Origin of the sequence: Pseudoalteromonas sp. SR41-8 (genome assembly GCF_014163915.1) — a bacterium.
GTDB lineage: Bacteria > Pseudomonadota > Gammaproteobacteria > Enterobacterales > Alteromonadaceae > Pseudoalteromonas > Pseudoalteromonas rhizosphaerae.
The window spans coordinates 44,953-61,438 of record NZ_JACJEE010000007.1 but is presented as its reverse complement, the minus strand read 5'-3'; the positions used below and the strand labels follow the sequence as shown (position 1 = coordinate 61,438).

The 16,486-nt window shown below is 40.9% G+C and carries 12 protein-coding genes; 7 read left to right on the top strand and 5 right to left on the bottom strand.

Annotated features, from left to right (window positions below; translation table 11 throughout):
• Window positions 1–187 precede the first annotated feature (187 nt).
• The 5 genes from H5162_RS06790 to H5162_RS06770 are packed head-to-tail and all read left to right on the top strand — an operon-like array spanning window position 188 to window position 7,234.
• Window positions 188–1,444: an efflux RND transporter periplasmic adaptor subunit gene (locus H5162_RS06790; protein ID WP_182730697.1), complete on the top strand. Its 1,257-nt coding sequence runs from the start codon at window positions 188–190 to the stop codon at window positions 1,442–1,444.
• An 11-nt stretch (window positions 1,445–1,455) separates the two neighbouring features.
• Window positions 1,456–2,148 carry an ABC transporter ATP-binding protein gene (locus H5162_RS06785; protein ID WP_145240229.1) on the top strand — a complete coding sequence of 231 codons (693 nt, stop codon included), beginning with the start codon at window positions 1,456–1,458 and terminating at the stop codon, window positions 2,146–2,148.
• On the top strand, window positions 2,145–4,640 hold the full coding sequence (locus H5162_RS06780; RefSeq protein ID WP_182778026.1) for an ABC transporter permease: 2,496 nt from the start codon (window positions 2,145–2,147) through the stop codon (window positions 4,638–4,640). Before H5162_RS06785 ends, H5162_RS06780 begins: the two co-directional genes overlap by 4 nt.
• Window positions 4,606–6,006 carry a sigma-54 dependent transcriptional regulator gene (locus H5162_RS06775; RefSeq protein ID WP_257325203.1) on the top strand — a complete coding sequence of 467 codons (1,401 nt, stop codon included), beginning with the start codon at window positions 4,606–4,608 and terminating at the stop codon, window positions 6,004–6,006. The genes H5162_RS06780 and H5162_RS06775 overlap by 35 nt, the downstream gene beginning before the upstream one ends.
• On the top strand, window positions 5,993–7,234 hold the full coding sequence (locus H5162_RS06770; RefSeq protein WP_182778024.1) for a PAS domain-containing sensor histidine kinase: 1,242 nt from the start codon (window positions 5,993–5,995) through the stop codon (window positions 7,232–7,234). Before H5162_RS06775 ends, H5162_RS06770 begins: the two co-directional genes overlap by 14 nt.
• 4 nt (window positions 7,235–7,238) lie before the next feature.
• On the opposite strand, the gene H5162_RS06765 is transcribed toward H5162_RS06770, so the two are convergent.
• A complete protein-coding gene (locus tag H5162_RS06765; protein ID WP_182730694.1) occupies window positions 7,239–8,027 on the bottom strand; it encodes a PhzF family phenazine biosynthesis protein in 789 nt (262 codons plus the stop codon).
• An 81-nt stretch (window positions 8,028–8,108) separates the two neighbouring features.
• Entirely contained in the window at window positions 8,109–8,723 is a 615-nt protein-coding gene (locus tag H5162_RS06760; protein WP_145240221.1) for a PQ-loop repeat-containing protein, read from the bottom strand.
• Window positions 8,724–9,023: 300 nt separating this feature from the next.
• On the opposite strand from H5162_RS06760, the gene H5162_RS06755 reads away from it, so the two are divergent.
• Both H5162_RS06755 and H5162_RS06750 read left to right on the top strand, forming a co-directional pair.
• Window positions 9,024–10,163, top strand: coding sequence for a PepSY domain-containing protein (locus H5162_RS06755; protein ID WP_145240219.1), 1,140 nt, complete (start codon window positions 9,024–9,026; stop codon window positions 10,161–10,163).
• A gap of 46 nt (window positions 10,164–10,209) precedes the next feature.
• Window positions 10,210–11,355 carry a lipopolysaccharide assembly protein LapB gene (locus H5162_RS06750; RefSeq protein ID WP_182735006.1) on the top strand — a complete coding sequence of 382 codons (1,146 nt, stop codon included), beginning with the start codon at window positions 10,210–10,212 and terminating at the stop codon, window positions 11,353–11,355.
• A gap of 34 nt (window positions 11,356–11,389) precedes the next feature.
• Here H5162_RS06750 and H5162_RS06745 read toward each other — a convergent pair whose 3' ends face one another.
• The 3 genes from H5162_RS06745 to H5162_RS06735 all read right to left on the bottom strand — a co-directional run bounded on the left by H5162_RS06745 (window position 11,390) and on the right by H5162_RS06735 (window position 16,476).
• On the bottom strand, window positions 11,390–14,230 hold the full coding sequence (locus H5162_RS06745; protein ID WP_182778065.1) for a PD40 domain-containing protein: 2,841 nt from the start codon (window positions 14,228–14,230) through the stop codon (window positions 11,390–11,392).
• A 145-nt stretch (window positions 14,231–14,375) separates the two neighbouring features.
• Window positions 14,376–15,911 carry a PH domain-containing protein gene (locus tag H5162_RS06740; protein WP_182778022.1) on the bottom strand — a complete coding sequence of 512 codons (1,536 nt, stop codon included), beginning with the start codon at window positions 15,909–15,911 and terminating at the stop codon, window positions 14,376–14,378.
• Complete coding sequence (locus tag H5162_RS06735) at window positions 15,904–16,476, bottom strand: PH domain-containing protein (protein ID WP_182730691.1); 573 nt, start codon at window positions 16,474–16,476, stop codon at window positions 15,904–15,906. Before H5162_RS06735 ends, H5162_RS06740 begins: the two co-directional genes overlap by 8 nt.
• Between the last annotated feature and the right edge of the window lie 10 nt (window positions 16,477–16,486).

Sequence of the window (16,486 nt, the reverse complement as noted above, 5' to 3'; positions counted from 1 at the left end):
ATAATAAGGCCGCACCTTCAAGTGTGGCCTTTTTTATTTTTAAAACCGAACACCTGCGTGTTCGATATCGAACAGCTATCACTTTATAATCACCATATAAAAACTTAACCAACTGAAAATAAACAGTATTTATTTATGGCATCAAACTTTCATTAACTACACTATCAACCACGTAGATTTGTAGATTATGAATATTAATATTGAGAAAACCACAAAACTAAACAAAGTTAAAATAGCCCTCATTGTTGCCGCACTCATACTGCTTGCAAGCATCAGCTATTTTGCTGTGCAACCTGCTGTGCCGCAGCTAAATGCGAGTACGCTCAATGTGGTGACCGTCCAACAAGGTGATATTGATATTATGACGCCGGTGTATGGTCAATATGCATCACGCTATGAGCGCCTAATTAGTGCCCCTGCAGTTGGTCAAGTTAGTGAAATTTATCTACGTGCTGGCGCAGATGTTGAAGCTGACACTGTGATTGCCAAACTCACCAACCCAGATCTAGAACAGCAATTTTTTGAAGCTCAAGCCAAGCTAGAACGTATGCACTCTGAATTTGCTGCATTTAAATTTCAAAAACAAAATGAGCAGCTGACCTTTCAAGCTGAGCTTGCTGATATTGATAGCCAAATACAAAGCGCTAAATTAGATGTTGATGTCAATCAGCGCTTATCAGAGCAAGGTATCGCCGCCAAAATTGATTTAGAACGAGCTACGTTGAAATACCAACAACTTAAAAAGCGTCTTGAGTTTGCAATCTACCGTTTTGAAAAACAAAAAGAAATGCACAAGTTAGAACTGCAGCAGCAACAAATTTTATTAACACAGCAACAAAAACAAGTAGATTTAGTCAGTAATAAAGTGACGGCATTAACAATCATCGCAGGGATTGCAGGTACATTACAGCGCTTAGATATTGAACTTGGTCAGCGAGTAAGCCAAGGACAAGCTATGGCGCGAGTGGGCTCAAAAAGCCAACTAATGGCTAAATTAAATATTCCGCAACGCATTGCTGAGCGCATAACACTTGGTGCTCGAGTCGAACTAAAACATCCATCAGGCATGTTAAAAGGCACAGTTAAGCAACTAACATCCGTAGTCGAAAACGGCTTTATTATTGCCGAAGTACACCTGAGTGAACCATTACCGACCAATCTGCGTCCTGCGCAGCCTGTCAATGCTTTAGTATTTGTTGAGCGTAAAGAAAATGCCCTCTATGTGAGCCAGCAACCTGGATTAAAACCTCTCGGTGCGCAACTGCTCTATAAACACTCAGCGAATCAAGCGCAATTACAGCAACAAGAGATCACCTTTGGCGAGCTAACGGGCAAAGATTTACTCATCACCGCAGGTGCAAACGCTGGTGAAAAAATTATCACAAATGATTTAAGCCAATGGCATACTTACAGCCACTTGGCGCTAGATACTGCAAAACTTTAAGGAAAAACACCATGACAGCACTCGTTACCATTAACAACATCAATAAAGTGTATAGCAAAGGCCAAGTTAAAACTCATGCGCTACAGGATGTTTCTTTAACAATAAACAAAGGCGAGTTTATCGCTATATCTGGCTCATCTGGCTGCGGAAAATCAACCTTACTGAGTATTTTAGGATTGCTGGATACGCCAACCGATGGCGACTATCAACTGGCGAATATTGACACTCACAGCCTCAATGTTGATCAACGCTCTAGTGTTAGGAATAAGCATATTGGCTATGTATTTCAGTCATTTAACTTGATTGATAGCCTAACCGTATTTGAAAACGTGGCTTTGCCGCTGGAGCACCGAGGTACGCCAAGTAAAGATATTAAGGCCGCCGTAGAGCAACAACTAGCGGCAGTTAACATGAGCGCCCGTTTACATCATAAACCAAGCCAACTCTCTGGCGGACAGCAACAGCGCGTTGCGATTGCTCGCGCGCTAGTTGGCAACCCCGACTTACTACTTGTGGATGAACCAACTGGTAATCTAGATAGCCAAAATGGCGATGCTGTAATGCGACTCTTGCTAGAGCTGAACAAACAAGGTGCCACTGTCGTCATGGTGACCCATGACGAACGGTATAGCCAAATGGCGCAGCGTCAAATTCGCTTATTTGACGGCAAAGTACTTGTTGAACATAAGGAAGCGGTAGCATGAGTTTTTACCTTCGCGCTCTGCGCCATGGCGTTTTGAGGCTATTTACTTTGCCGCGCCTATCTTTGCCCATTTTAATTACACTCAGCTTTACGCTGGCAGCCGTGTTGGTTGTGGTCGCAATGAGTAGCAACCTAATTTTTAAACCGCTACCCGATATTAAAGACGAACAAAGTCTCTATACAATTAACCGGACTATGGCTGTCTCAGACGATATGCGAGTATCAATATTTACCACTAAACGCCTTGCACTGTTAGCTGAACAATATAAACATTATGGCAAATTTGCAGGCTTTCAAGCAGATGAAAGTGCTATAAAAGTGGATGAGGTTGCTTATCCTGTATCGCGCTTTGATGCCAGTGATAACTTTATGACGGTAGTCGGCGGCGAGTTATTAGTTGGCGAACGACCAAGTCAAGAAAATAGCCAAAATGCAGTGTGGATTTCTCAAAGTTTATGGCGCAGTGCATTTCAAAATAATGCTAATGTAATCGGTCAAACCTTACAACTTGAAGGCCAATCACTGCAAGTTCGTGGCGTTGTTACTGATTTTTCATCTTTTTTATCGGAAACTGACGAAAAGTACGCCCAGCAAATATGGCTTTACTACAATTTAGCAGAGCAAGTTTCAAAGCCAACACAAATGACGATTGATGGCAGCCTGCAACCTCTGTTTAGAAAAACTCAGCAAGCAATTACAACAAGCGACATCGAAGATTTCTGGCTGCAATATTACCAACAAGAAAGTGAACAACTTGGCCCGATGAAGCAAATGTTTGAAAGCATGAATCCAGAAAGTACTGCGGTTCTCTATCGAGATAGTTTAATGGCTGAGCAACAAACTATGATCTGGTTTTTACTCGCCGCTGTCACCATTCTACTCATAATGGCAAGCCTAAACCTACTCAATTTATTTATTGCTCACTATCAGCAGCGTGAACAAGAATTTGCAACTCACCTATGCATGGGTGCCACCCGCAACAAGCTACTGGTGATGAGTTTCTTAGAAAATCTCAGCACCTTTTTACTTGCCGCAGTGTTAGGTTTATTAGGTGCTGCGTGGTTGATCCGCATATTACCCATAATCAGTGGCGGTAATATAGAGATGCTCGAACTGGTAAAAATTGACGCCGTAACTATATTGGTTGCACTAGTGGCCGTTTTAACTATCAACTTGTTTTTTGCGTTTCTATCAACCCAGCAATTTGATCAAACGCAGCTGATTAGCAATTTAAATAACGGCAATAAAGGCATTAATGCAGGGAAAATAACCATACTTAGTCGCATACTGTTTATTGCACAATTAAGCTCTGCCGCCGTGATATTAACAGGTACCGCGATGCTAGCAAATGCGGCTTATAACAGCTTAAATGTCGATTTAGGTTTCACCCCTGGTAATACACTTGTTGCTCAGGTAAACCTACACAATAACGAAAAAGCTCTTTTAACGAATGCCGAGTTGGAAGCACAAAAAGTAGCGCTAGATAATGACCAAGATAGCGAGCAAAAAGCGAAGCAACGCTTTTTGGGCACCCTCGATATAAAGCGCCAATTAAGTCAGGCTGTTCAAAAGATTCAACCAAATATAACCATATTACAAAGCCAAGGTGAACCGTTTAATTTTAATACCACAATTAGCATGAATCAGGATGATGAAACCCAAAAAAGGTTCACCTTTATGAATATAAACATAGCGGCTGATTATGTGGATAGCTTTGGTTTAACATTACTAGCTGGGCAAAATATTAGCCAAGCACAATACCAAGATTTAGATGATGTAGCACTTATTAACGAGACCTTTGCCAAACAAATCTCGACTGACGGTACGCTTGAATCTGTGGTAGGAAAAAATATTGCTAGCCGACGTATCATTGGAGTGGTTGCCGATACCTATACTATCATGGCTAAAAACCAAGGCTACCCAGCTATGCTTTATACTGACAAGAGCAACACCTCAACAATAAACTTGGTGATGCAACTGCCAGAAGGGCAAGAGTTTGATAAGAAAGCCATTATTCAAGCAATTAAAAGTGCTCATCCACAAGTCAACGAAGTTAAAGCTCGTACACTGACTGAACGCTGGGATGAGCAAACAATGCCAGCTCGCGTACAGTTTTACTTTATCAGTGCATTATCGGTATTAACGCTATTGTTAGCCGCGGTGGGCAGTAATGGTATGGCAATCAGCTTTACAGAACTAAAACGCTTTGAGCTTGCCATCCGTATGGCAACAGGAGCAAGTCGTAGTAATCTGATGAAACGCACCATTAAAAGCTTTAATGGTTTACTGCTGAGCGCACTTGTCATTGCGATTACACTTGCATGTGGTATTTACTTACTATTGCAATTGCAAATACCTTTGTTGCCGGCATTTTCCTGGCAGGCACTTACAATATTTACTAGTTTATTGATTGCTATCGTCTTTATTGCCATTGTTTTGGTAGTATGGCGTATTATAAATGCTGATCCTATGCGTGCGCTTAGAGAGCAATAAATTTAAGGAGTTGGCAGCAAACGCTGCCAATACGACCATTATGAACCAACCCACTATTTTGGTTGTGGATGACGATGACGATATCCGCTTTGCACTCACATTACTGTTAGAGCAAGCCGGTTATCGCGTGGTTGAAGCTGATGGACCTGTGCAATGCATGCAATTGCTTAGCCGATTAACGCCTGCACTGGTGTTATTGGATATGAACTTTACTCGTGATACCACCTCAGGAAAAGAAGGGCTCGCGTTACTTGCACAAATTAACCCATTAAATATTCCCGTCATTTTAATGACCGCTTGGGCTAACATTGAGCTGGCAGTCACTGGCTTACAAAATGGCGCAAAAGATTTTATTGAAAAACCATGGCGTAAAGAAAAATTGCTAAGCCAAATTGCTAATCATATTAAGTCCGTAACGGCAAAGCCTGTGGACACTAGTTGGATTGCTCAATCCAGCGCGATGCAGTCTCTCGAGACACTCATCAAGCAACTGGCGCCGACCGATGCGAATTTATTAATTTTAGGTGAAAACGGTACCGGGAAATCGCAATTAGCAAAGCGAATTCATCTGCTCAGTGGCCGCTGCGAAGCGCCGCTGATAAGTCTCAATATGGGGGCATTAGCAGAGTCGTTATTTGAAAGTGAACTATTCGGTCATCATAAAGGGGCTTTTACCGATGCCAAGCAAGACCGCTTAGGCGCATTTAGCCGTGCTAAAAATGGCACCTTGTTTATGGATGAAATCGGCACTTTACCGTTTCATTTACAGCCTAAATTATTACAGGTGTTAGAAACCGGTGAGTTCACTCCGCTTGGCGCAAACGCCAGCGAAAATATAAACGTGCGACTAATCGCAGCTACCAATCAAGACTTAGCCAGCGCAATTACAAACGGCCAATTTCGCCAAGATTTATATTATCGCTTAAATACCTTTGTCATTCGTCTGCCTGCGCTACGCGAACGTAAAGACGATATCTCTGCGCTGTGCGAACATTTTATCAATCAGTTTGCGGCTAAGTACAACAAGCCCATATTGCCATTATCCGCCAGTGCTCGCGAGTTGCTAAAAAACCACCCTTGGCCTGGCAATATTCGAGAATTAAGTCATGTAATCGAACGTGCGGTGCTGATCTGTAACGGTGAAGCAATTGAAATAAATCATATCATGCTCGACTATCAAACAACACAAAGTCAATCTATCCCTGCGCTGACTTTAGAGGAGCTAGAAAAACAACGCATAGTCGAAGTACTACAACAACATAATCAGCAGATCACAGCGGCAGCTAAAAGCTTAGGTATTTCTCGTAATGCGCTTTATCGGCGTATGGAAAAATATCAATTAGAGGGTTTGGATGAATCATTTTAAAATGAGCCATAAAGCCAAGATGATTGCCATTTTAAGCGCCATATTTGCCGCAATTCTTATTCCTACTGCTGCTTTAGTGTATCAACTAAGCCAAGATATTTTACTCACCGTCACTTTAGGGGTTTGCTTAAGTTATGCATTGATTGTTTGCGCCTATCGGTTATTCCATAGTCATTTTTCACCCGTGGCACAATTACAAGCTTATATTGATGCAAAACAGCAAGGGCAAAGTAACCTTAGCTTAGGCTACAGTGATTCAAGCTCCCCATGGGCAATACTCGGCGCACAAATAGAAACATTATTTACAACACAACAACCGCAGTCTGAGCACTTAATTGATGGGTTATTTCAGCATTGGCCACACCCTATTGCAGTATTTAACGAGCAAAGCCAACTGATATTTTTTAACCACCCAATGTATGCTCAGCTGAAAACGCCATTACTACGAGGAATGACTTTTACAGAATGTGGTTTTAGCCTTGATAATAACCAATGCAGCCATGCAAAATTAAACCTGGATTGGCAAATACAACGCATTGCCCTGAGCGATGCTAAACAAACACTTATTACCGCCAGCTATATAGGCCATCAGTTACAAGATGCAAAGCGCCAATCACAAGCTGATCTAATTCGTATTTTATCGCATGAATTAAACAACTCACTGACGCCCATGGCCTCAATGACAGATACACTAATGGCGGCAGATGAATTAGACGAAATACAAACGAGACAAGTGCTAACACGGATTAAATCGCGCAGTGAGTCACTGCTGCTTTTTATTAAAGCCTATTCAGAGTTAAGTCGTTTACCGAGCGCAAAACCGCAAACCTTTGATTTAAAAGCGCTCGCAATACTCAACGCCAAAGAACAAAGCGTTCAACTTAACTTCGCAGGTTCCCCATCCTTTTTTGCCGATAAACTACTGATAGAACAATTATTAATTAATGTATTTAAAAACAGCTATGAAGCCTGCGCAGAGCAAGCTTGCATAACATTGCGCTGTTTTGCACAAAGCGACATGCAAATATTACAGCTGACTGATAACGGTCCTGGTTTTGCCAATATTGATAATGCCCTGCAACCTTTATACACCACCAAAAAACAAGGCAACGGCTTAGGCCTTGCCTTGTGTAATGATATTGTGCAAAAGCACAACGGCCAATTGCAGTTAGCTAACACAGCAGATGGCGCGCAAATCACCATTAAACTACCGCAAAATAGCTGTTAAAAACTTACAAATAAATTGTGCCTTGCATATACCGCACTGCGTATCCTGTCAGAGTAACACTATGTTCACTGACTTCGCATTGCATATGGCCGCCACGACTAGAGGCTTGATAAGCACTTAAGGTTTTTTTAACTAATTGCTGCGCCCAATAAGGCGCGAGACCGGTATGAATTGAGCCGGTAACGTAATCTTCATCACCGCCATTAGCAGGCCAAAAATAACGTGAAATAAAGTCGTATTTTGCGCTTGGTGCGGTTGCAACTACATCAAGTGGAGCTAGTGTTTTTAGCAAGTTTGAATCTGTTTTAAGGTTTAATATATCCTGCTCACTTTCATAAATCGCAAAGTAAGCTTGTTTGTTTTTCAACACCTTAACTGGTTGTATAGACAAGCCAGAAAATAGCTCAGAGGGTATTTCTGTTGTAACAAAAGGAGCTTGTTTTGGAAAAGTCATGGCAAAGCTGCCATCGCTATTTTTATTAATAACTAACTCACCGACTGCAGCAGCTTGAAAACGAACTTGCGATAAATTGTGCTGTTCGCACAACACAAATGCCGCAGCGAGTGTAGCATGCCCGCAAAAATCGATTTCCATTAACGGCGAAAACCAACGGATAGCAAAACTACCGTCAGTTTGACGACAAGTAAACGCGGTTTCGGAGACGTTATTTTCTGCGCCAATTTTTAGCATTAGCTCATTATCAAGCCAATTATCTAAATCAATAACTGCGGCATAGTTACCTTTAAACAGCTCGTTAGTGAAAGCGTCTATTTGATGGATTGTGAGTTGCATTTTTGCTCAATTTATCAGGCTAAGTTTCTAATAACTTGCCACAAATTGAGCTAAAAGAGTATTAAATTTATCTAGCTAATATTAAGCTGCGACAGGGCGCATTTTATAATATTGAATACAACCAAGTTGCGCGGCATTAGTCAGTAAGATCATCACAAACGTTAAAACATGCGAAGTACTTGGTGCCGCCATCGCTAATTCTGCAAATAAACCACACACACCCGCTATAAACTGTAAACTAAAATAACGTGCACTTAGGTTGCTAATATCACCACTGCGCAGCGTTTTATAGGTTTGCGGCATCACTCGTACAGAGCTCATGATCAAACCCACAAAAGTAAGCCATGTGAGTACCTGTGCAGTTTCTAACTGTGGATTAAGCAACAATAAAAATGGTAAGAACGAAAAGCCTAGCATGGCAGTTAATTGAATTCGCTCTCTTGTCTTTGCATTATAACGGGCAAAATAATACAAAATTAAGCCACTTAAGCATCCAGTCACCACAAAAGGCAGCACCATATAAAAGCGCTCAAAGTACAAGTTATATGTAATAAAGTAGACACTTTGGGCAACACCAAAGGCCATCATTAGTAATGATAAACCCGATACACTGCGATTTTTACGAATTTTATTGAGTAACGGTAAAAAGCTAAACACTAAAATAAATGATGATAAAATAGGCAGGTAATGCGCCAAAGTAGACCTCGCTCGTTAGTAGTTGATTAATAAGTTAGCAACTTATAAACAAAACAATAAATCAGTGTAAATTACTGTTTTTATATGCTTTATGTAAGGCGCGGCATTGTAAAGGTCCTATAAAAACAAGCAACCATTTGTACAAAATAAACTCATTGCTAATGCGGCAAGTTAACCTTACAGTTTCCGTTTTTCGACTGACACTTTGCAGTTAACAAGTAAACATCTCATCGCATAGAATTGAAATAACATTGATAATTGTTATCATGCAACAAATTAATTTTGATAGCTCTTTGCCTTATGAGAAAAACACTTTTTAAAATACACAGTTGGATTGCGCTTTGTGCTTTAGTTCCACTTATTGTGATCAGTATTACTGGCAGCGTATTAGTGTTTAAAAGTGAAATTGATGGCTTACTCATGCCAGATAGTCACTTTGTCGTTGATAGTCACGCAGAACGCAAACCCATTGATAAATTAATAGCGGTTGCTGAGCATGAATTTCCTAGTTATATAGTAGGTAGTTGGGAAATATTTAATGATGATACTGCTGATCGGGTTTATTTAATCGAACGCGGTACCGACACTTGGTATAAATTTCATATCAATCAATATTCTGGCGAAATACTCTCGCAGCCAGTTAGCACCAGTCACTACTTCACAGATTGGTTTTTAGAACTGCATTACACATTTTTGCTAAACGATTTAAAAACTCTACCAGGTCAAACAGGCACCGTCCTTGGGTTCTTTTTTGCAATCTTTCTATTTATCCTCGGCGTTACAGGCTTAATAATTTATCGTAAATTTTGGCAACGTTTATTTTCAGTACGCTTCAAGGCGACGCTGCAAATTGTACTAAGCGATATTCATAAAATGACAGGGGTACTTGGCTCACCCATTATTTTAATTTTGGCGATCACTGGCGGCTACTTTAATTGGGCTGTGTGGTATCACGAAGTAGTCGAACACGCAGAAGAACAGCATTTTATACTCACTAAAAACTTACATAGCGATACCATTAACTTTCAAGCCATTCTAGATGACAGCAAAAAACAAATCCCGACATTTAATGGTACTTTTTTAGTTATGCCACTGGAGCCTGACGAAAACATTACGCTATTTGGTGAAGTTGATAGCAACAATCCACTGGCAAGCGAATACGCTAACACCGTTACTTATGATAAACAAACCGGTGAACATATAGCTAACTGGGATATTCGCGAAGTCGGCATTGGTTGGCAAGTAATTGATAGCTTTAGAAAATTACACTTTGGTTATTTTGCCGGTTTACTCAGTAAAATCTTATGGTGCGTGATTGGCCTAAGCCCAGTATGGCTTGCAGGCACTGGTTTTTACTTGTGGCTTAGCCGCCGTAATCGTAAAAAACAATCACAAAGAAATCGCGAGCAAAGGCGAACAGCGACAGCATTTAATACTTGATTAAATTTTTACCTCAGCGTACCTTTATCTAAACGCTGAGGTGACTATGAAACTTTACTTTTCTTTATTATTAATATGTTTATTAACAGCTTGTAAAAGCACAGAACAGCAGAGTACGGTTGCGCCAACACTAACTAGTTTACTAAATCACACTCTCTTTGAGTTACAGCAAGTCCCTTCAGAACAAGTTATTTTTCAACTGCCCAACGATGAAGCTAAGATCTTTCTATCTTATGTCGAGAATCAACGCCAAGAAGGTTTAACTGACGATATTATTCTTTATAACTACATTGAACGCAGCTTTAGTAATTTTAGCTATCATGGCGATACCCTCACAGCAGAGCAAACCCTCGAGTTATCTCATGGTAACTGTATAAGTCTGGCAATATTAACCCAAGCCTATGCAAACTTAATTGATCTGGAAACTGGTTTTCAAGAAATGACAAGCCAGCCTGTTTACGCCAAAGAAGGCAATCTGGTATTTATTGCTAACCATTTTCGTACTAAGTTATATAGCCCTTTCACTGAAGATGAAGATCAAATTACTTTTATTCGACCAGGAGTACTTATTGACTATTTTCCTTCGCGAGGAAGTTTTTATGTTGGCAGTGCTAGTTATGAGGATCTCATTGCCAAATATTATAGTAATTTAGCGGCTGATGCTTTACTGGAAAATGATTATAATCAAGTGTATAGCTTGTTAATTAAGGCTAATCAGTACGCCCCAAATGATGCTGAGTTATTCAATCTTGCGGCTATATTACATCGTCGAATTAACGATAAAACAACCAGTCAATTAATTTACCAAACAGCGCTTGATCAGCAATTACAAAGTTTAAACTTACTAAGCAATTACAAAGTACTCGCAGAAGATATTGGCAATGAAATGTTAGTTGAACAAATTAATTCATTGTTAGGTGCTCAAGAAAAAGATCCTTATGAATTAATTGCTCTTGGTGAAACAGAAGCATTGAGTGGACGCTTAATGAGCGCTAAAAAACACATAGATGAAGCAATAAACAAGGCACCTTATTTGGCTGATCCCTATGTAGCTCTTGCAAAAATCCGCTATCAGCAAGGTAATTTAAATGACGCTCATAAATTACTTAAACAAGCTATGGATCTCGAAAGAGATCATCAACAACGTAGTATTTATGCGGCAAAGCTTGCCGCTATAAGAAGTCACCAATAACCGCCTTGAGTGAAAAGACTCAAGGCGTAAGCGTTTACAACGAATAATAAAACCCGAGCCAGCCTCTAAGCTCATCATCAAAGCTGTCGCCTTCGACTCTGACTAGGCCAAAATCAAGCTTCACATCATTGAGGCCTGCAGGGCCTAAGCCAAAACTAAAGGGGCCTTGCCATTTCACACCATAGCTTTCCCCGTATACCTGTTGGTCAATCTGATGCTGTTGATAGTACAACCATGGCATGCCTTCTGCCCAGCTAATACCTCCACCATAACCTTGATAGCGTTTGCCAATAGCGCTGTAAAAGGGCAGTTCAGGTGCAAAAACAAAGTCACTGCGAATATTTTTTGATAACAACGAAGAGCTAAAACCACCTAATCGCAACTCACTATCATCTCTATATTGCTGGCTATAATTAGCATACATAGGGATTGCCAGCGCTTTACCAAATAGCTGCGCAGCAACATCATAGCCCTGCCAATTCTGCGTGTCGCTATCGCCACTATACCAACGCGCATCAATCGCTTGGCCAATGGCATAATCTTGTCTGTCATAGCTCCAAGATTGCTTCAAGCCGACTCTAAGCCACTGTGAACTCTGCTCTTGCTTGATATTTGCATCATCTATCTCTGAGTAGTTATAAGCCAGTTCTGGCTGTACTTTAAACTCTCCAAAGCTCAGTGGCAGGCTGGCAGCAATATAGCCGCCTTGCACTGACTGATCAGCCAACAGGCCATGCTGATATTGCTTGCTAGCATTCAAATCATAAGAAAATAACTGGCTGTCAAACTTGATTGCAAGCGCACTGTAACGTGCTTGGGCATAAATGCCTTGCAGTGCAGTGTCATGTAAATCAACACTGTAGCCCAGCTGCCAATCTAATTGCTTGAGTAAATCGCTGCCTTTAATACTCGCTGAAAATAATGCCGCAGAGGCTGAATGATATTGTTCACCTAACGCAAAAGTGGCTTTTTGCTGCCAAATATCGTAGTGCGTTTGCTCACCAATGGGTTGTTGATATACTTGAGCTTTTGGCAAGGTGTGCTCATTCACAAGCAACAAAGGCGCAATACTGTTAGTTGCAAAATCGGTGATTTCTTCTTCGTTATTATTTACTTGTAGCTGCATAATGTCAGGGCCATCACTACTGATTGAAAAATACAGTAAATCCCCGTCAGATAATGCGAGTGGATTAGCAACCGCTTGTTGACCTTGAGTCAGCTTGAACAAACGTTGTGTAGTTAAATCATAACGATAGATATCCGTTGCCTGAGCTAATCCTGCAACAAAATAAAGCTGCTTGCCATCCGCACTCCAACTTGGTTGTGATAAGTATTGATATCCCTTAGGCATTGGTACAGCAATTGATTTTTGTCCATCAATATCTTGTATATACAACTGCCAATTATGATTAAACTCAGTTTTAAGAAAGGCGAGTTGCTGTTGATTGGGGCTAACTACAGGATAATCGTAAACCGTTGCTAGACTTTTTTCGAATAATGGTTGAGCTTGACCGGTTTGTAAATCAACTCGCACTAACTCTGAGTAACCTCCTTTAACCTGTTCTCCATAAAGTGTTTGCCCATTATCTGCAATACTAAAGCGCCGCAGGGCAGCTAAATCAGTTAGTTTGGTAACTTCACCGGTTTGCGTATCCCAGCTAAATATATCTGATATACGCTGATTATCAATATTATCTACGTTGCTGTAGGCTGAAAAATACAACACGTCGTCATTTAGCCATTGTGGGTTTTGAATACCCGCACGGTTGATTTGATTCAAGACTTGCTTTTGCTTACGTTGAAACACCTTGGGTGGTTTATCAGCAACATCTTTAGGATCATCAGCGAGTAGCTCTTGTTGCTCTTGGTTAAACTCTTCTGCAGCTTTGAGGTTATCCTCAGTACTGTAGAGTTTTAACTGAGTCTTGCCGTCTTGATCACGCTCCACCACTGCAAGTTGCTCGCTATTTGGTGATAAAGCAGGACCACTAGCATAGTGATCTAACGCCAACCAAAGCTCACTAGTAAGTGACTGTTCACTTCTTTCTTTACTCATTGCTTGATAGGTATACTCAGCAATAAAACGTCGATACAACTTACTCGCAGAGTCACCAAAGACCCCTTCGAATGCGTCATCAAATTCGCGTTGCTTAACCCCTTGCATACGCGTCCAAACAGCATCAAGGGTTTGCTCTGAATAGTTTTTCTCTAGCCAAGCTAAAAATCGGGCGCCCATTAAATACGCCATAGAGCCAGCCATAAAGCCACCATCTGTACTATTCAACTGATCATAGCGGGGCAATGCACCTTGCTGAGCAAATTCGATTAAAATCGCCTCGCTGTAGTTATCAAATAACCGACCACGCCCCGTCATTTTCGATTCAAGTAATGTTGCGTAACCCTCTGCCACCCAGCGAGGCATCTCGCTGTGTGTTATATCGTATAAATCCCAAATATTCCTGAGCTCTTGACGCCATTTACTGCGGGTAGGTTGTGCTAAATGCACTAGATGAATATATTCGTGCAGTACCAGTAATTGCTGCCAACCACTATTATTTGAGATCACTGTATCTGACTGCGGTGGTGTAGTAAAAAGCGCCATCAATGGCTTATTTGAAACCGGTAATGCAAAACCATTAGCGGCATTGAGTGGATCAAACACCACCACATCAACCGCTTCATCTAAAGCACGGTTTTGTTGCTCAAGCACTTTGCTGCGGACGATTTCTAATTCATTGGCCGCAGAGCGTGCCCAATCTGCATTTTCTTGACTGTAATGAACATTAAAGTGTTCGGTATGAATTGTTTGCCATTGCACGGCGGCCTGTGTATGTGTGGCTAATAATAACGAAGTAGCGAGTAACGTTTTTTTCATCATGTTCCCTGATCTCTTATTTTAAACCCATTATTGTCATAACTTAGTCTAAAAAGAGAGCATAAAAATGTAAGAAAACGTGAGTTACCGCTATTACGCTTTATAGCCTAATAAAATACCATCCTAAGAACTTGAAAGCGGTGAATTACATCCAACTTCGTTGATCCGATTCAGCTTGGCAAAGAATAAAGTCGATAATTTCATCGGCTTGCTCTGCTTTGATATAAGGCATAGTCGCTGTGCCCGCAGCGAGTTGTATAGACAAGCTCTTCAAACCACTTTTTCGCATAAAATAAGTGCTTACTGCGCGCGTGCTTTGCGCTTTATATAGTTCAAACACTCGATAATGCACACTTATCATGCCACTGCGAAACACTGCGTAATATCGCCCTTGATATTGATAAAAATAATAACCGTATCGTCGATATGATAAGTACACCAAGGAACTTAGTAATACAGCACAAAGCAGGCCATATACAGGGCTGTAACCTTGTCCTGCATAGCCCATAAATGCAATTAAAGCGCTCGGTAACAAAGCATAAAAGCATAGATTTTTGATCAGTAACGCTTTTTCGACACCTTTAAAGTTGAGTGCTTTAAAATCATCACTGGTTAAATTAAGCCAAGGATGTACCCACTGACAAACTTGTTTTACTTGCTCAAGTGAAAGCACTGGCATCACTAAGCTTTGTTTGCTCTTTGCGCCCGCGCTAAAGCCGCCGCTGGTTGCTTGCAAGCACTGCACGGTATAACGTTTAAGTAGTCGTGCAATTAGGTTTTGCTTAATCAGCAGCGATTGTACTTTATCAAGACTCACCGACAACTGATGACGCTCTAATAATCCAGCAATGCGTTTAAATTTTCCGGCCTGAAAGTAAAGCTGAAAATTATAAAAGCGGATTAATGACATTAATACCGATAATAAAACGGCAACCAACACAACAAGCACAAGTATTGAAAACACAGCGAGTGCTGCAGCATCAACCAACACGCCCACTTCTTGCTGATAGAATGATTCTAGGCGATTAATCACCGCTTTTTCTAAAAACTCCAGCACAACATTCATAAAAGGCGCAAGCGCTGCTAATGCCAAAATAGCCATATTCGACATCAAGCCAAATTTTGCAACTTCTTTATTGCTCAGCACCAAACATTGTTGTGGTTCGTTGGTATATGTATCTTCAGGTTGCTGCTTAGCTGCAGTTTGTTGTTGGGTTTCTTTATAAGCCAATACTCGCTCGCGCATTTGCTCTGCATATAGCGATGTAACCCCGGGTAATACAGCCTCTTGGCTAGTGCTGCCAGCGGCATCAAAAATACAGTTAACCAAACCCAGAGGCTTAAAATAAAACGGTTCGGCAATATTAACATTCTGCACTCGCAAAAAGTTCAAGGTTAAACGCTCTTTTTTAAACACCCCTTTATTGAGTAATATTTCATGCTCATCAGTAATGCAAAAGCGAAAATTAATATAGTAAAAAAATGAATAAATTAACAAGCTAATAATCGCTACCGCTAATGCAACTTGCCCCCAAAACCACTTATTTTCAACTTGCGTAACAAACACAACCATAATAGGTAGTAAGTTAAATACACCGTCTTTGACAAATCGGAAAGCAAAATGCACGATAAAATAAACCAGTGACCAAGACGAAACACGCTGCCATTTCAAATTATCCATTTAACGACTCATCAGTAGCTAATACACTATCACCGGCTTGATTGCTGGTATTGTTAGATACTTGTCTTGCTTCAGTGTACTTTTGAATATACTGACGGATATTTTTACAATCATCATGACTTAAGCCACTAATGTTGAGATCGGCGCTCATTCCGCCAGCACTGTACAAACGCAAGCTAGCCAAGCCCAGTTTTCGCTCCAAAGGGCCACGATGTATTTCTGTGTGCTGCACTCGTGAGAAAGGTAAAATCGTCACCTGCTGCCAAATAACGCCTTTGCGATAAGCTATATCATGCTCACGCATAGCAATTCCTTTAAGTCGCATACTGACAACGTTATAAGCTAGCGATAAAGCTAAAATAATTGGTAAACCAATCAGTAAGCTCGTTTGTGCCAGTGCTGCAAACTCCTGATTAAAAAAGCAAACAGCGCCTAATATTGCAGTTAATGGTAGATAAAACAGCAGCCAGTTAAGCTGAGCGTGCAGCAACGCTTTATCTGCCAGTGGCTTATATACTATTTGTTGATGTTGGGGTAAGACGTCCAGTTGGTGGTTTTCGAACACTTTTTTTCCT